General features: G+C 64.7%; 2 protein-coding genes and 1 pseudogene. 2 read left to right on the top strand and 1 reads right to left on the bottom strand.

Annotated features, from left to right (window positions below):
• Window positions 1-320, top strand: a pseudogene (locus tag QZ607_RS25705) (transposase); the annotation flags it as partial.
• A 577-nt stretch (window positions 321-897) separates the two neighbouring features.
• Window positions 898-1,620 carry a CRISPR-associated ring nuclease Csm6 gene (gene csm6 / locus QZ607_RS25700; protein WP_295889108.1) on the top strand — a complete coding sequence of 241 codons (723 nt, stop codon included), beginning with the start codon at window positions 898-900 and terminating at the stop codon, window positions 1,618-1,620.
• Between the two features lie 516 nt (window positions 1,621-2,136).
• On the opposite strand, the gene QZ607_RS25695 is transcribed toward csm6, so the two are convergent.
• On the bottom strand, window positions 2,137-2,465 hold a 329-nt coding region (locus QZ607_RS25695; protein ID WP_295889105.1), incomplete at its 5' end, for a hypothetical protein.

Raw genomic sequence — 2,465 nt, 5'->3', positions numbered from 1 at the left:
TGCGGGGCGGCAGCGGGCGCAGCGCCATCACGCCGGAGATCCTGTTCGCCCTATGGCTGTATGCCACCTTGGAAGGCGTCGGCAGTGCGCGGGCGATCGCCCGCCTGGCGCTGGAGCACGATGCCTACCGCTGGATCTGCGGCGGCGTCTCGGTCAACTGCCACGCCCTCTCGGACTTCCGCAGCGCCCACGGCGAGGTGCTCGACGCGCTGCTGACCGACAGTCTTGCCTTGCTGATGGCCGAAGCGGTTGTGCGCCTCAAGCAAGTGGCGCAAGACGGCGCACGCGTGCGCGCCAGCGCCGGGGCGGCCTCATTTCGCACAGGGGAGCACCGTGCGGCGAGCTCGCAGCAGCCCCATGAGGCATCAAAACCGTGTCCCGCGGTTGCCGGCGAGCGCGACAACGCAACGCCACCACTGCGCTCCCGGGACAACTGCGGCCCTCCCGCGCGCCGCGCACCGGTCATGACCGGCGCAGCGGCCGGCACCTTCGCACCGTCTTGCTCGCCTTGGCAGCGGCGCGGAAACCGATTTGTTCACAACCTCTGAGCCCTCGCCCGCCGCGACCGCGCGGACGCCCGACTCCACCCTGCCGACGCCGCCAGAACCGCCGCCAACCCGCCGGCGCACAACATCAACCCACCCACCGCGGCGCCGTTCTCACCCGCACTCACACGGAGCCGACGGCAAGCGCCTGCCGCGCCAACCCAAGCGCTCAGGCTTCAGCCGGCACCAGCCCATTCGTTTCGACCCAGCACCGCAAGCTTGCCGGCGGCCCTGGCGCCGGCAACGTGCGGATACACTCGTCAGGCAATTCCTACAGCGCGAGACCGCAGCGTCTGATGCGGTCTGCGCCCGCGATCCACTAACATTCGACGTGCACAGCATCGGGAGCACAATGGACGCCTGGGAAGCCGACAGAAAAATCCTGCTCGCCGTCACCGGTCTCGCGCCACAGGTGGTTACCGAGACCGTCTTTGCCCTCGCTGTCGGCGCGGAGCGACCCTGGATACCCACGGAGGTGCGCATCGTCACCACCGCCCAGGGCGCTGTGCTGGCACGGCGCCACCTCGCCGCGGACGGCGACGCCGGCGCGGACGGCAACCGGCTCGCGCGCCTCTGCGCGGACTATGCCCTGCCGCCCATCGACCTCCGCGGCGAGCACATCGAGGTCATCCGCGACCAGCAGGGCCAACCGCTCGACGACATCCGCACCCCGGACGACAACGAAGCCGCCGCGGACCTCATCACCGACCGCGTGCGATCAGCGCAAGAGAAAAGCCACGGAAGACTATGGGGAGGTCGCGTACGCGGAACCGGCCCTGCTCGATCTTCGATCTCGTCGATACGGATTCCAACCCGGCTATCGCATAGCGGCCTGAGCCCGCGACCTGTTTGGCAGAGTGCCGAAGGCGCCGAAGCTCAAGCTGCTCTGCCTTCGGTCCGCAGGCTTTGTTCACGACTCCGTCCACGCGCGGGCGTACCCTGCGTAGCCCCAGCGTCCAGCCCGGATTGTGTCAGGCGCGGAAGGTCCGACGACGCAGTCAGCGGTCGAGGTGGTCAGCGTTATGACCAAGGCCGGTCCGCAAAGCGCTTGACCATCGGAAAGAGCTATGATTGACTGGGCCTGAATGGATGATCGACTCGACCGACGGAGCGGAACACGAGGATTGACACGGCCTTGCCGCGATCGTGAAGCGCCGTCGCCGTGATGGCGGCGCTTCAATTTGATCAGAAGAAAGCTGAAGGTTTTTTTGCAAGTAATTGAATCTGTTGAGGTTATTAATGTGTAATTGCTAGGCAAACGACGGCGACTAACGATTGCGGGAAGGCGTTGCAGAGAGCTCTACACACTTGGGCAAACCAGTGTGATGCCTTGCTGAGGCTTGCAAACTGCGGCCACGCTAAACGCTAAGCATCTGATAAGGCAGTCAATTTGAGCACCAACGCCACCAGGCCCTGTCCGCTAGGAGACCCTCCTCATGAAGCTTTTCCGGCTAGCCCACCCTTCGTCGAACGAAGATCTGATCTACGTCAACACCGCCGTGTCGATGGTAAACACTGTCGCAACACTGACGGCGATCATCGTTACGATGCTGGAGCTACTGCCCCGGCTACTGTAGTGCGCTGATGTAGCTTACGCGGCGCGGCCTTGTTTGGCCGCTGCCGCTCGCGACACCCCCGATCCGCCGAGCTTGAGTGCTCGGCGCATAGGCTTCTTGGCTGAATGGCGAAGGAGACTATGGCTGCTTTGCAAATCGGTTTCCATACAGATTCTCATCGCGTTCAATGGCGTCCGGACCGCTGCCGGGAAGCGTTGGCCGTGCGGGCGCTCATTCTGCGGTTCCAGCATCGTAACTCTAGCGCCTGAGGAGAGAGACTCATGTCCTCGTACGCCTGCCTCTTCGAGGCCAAGTCGATCCAGGAATACATCCTGCGCTCCGGCCGGCTGCGCCACGTCGTCGG

The sequence above is a fragment of the uncultured Thiohalocapsa sp. genome, from assembly GCF_913063425.1.
Lineage (GTDB): Bacteria > Pseudomonadota > Gammaproteobacteria > Chromatiales > Chromatiaceae > Thiohalocapsa.
The sequence above is the reverse complement of the archived record's forward strand: the minus strand, read 5'-3'. Positions and strand labels throughout refer to the sequence as shown.

Excerpts from the sequence above, each read along its gene's own strand:
- csm6 (WP_295889108.1), top strand. The coding sequence starts at position 898 with ATGGACGCCTGGGAAGCCGACAGAAAAATCCTGCTCGCCGTCACCGGT.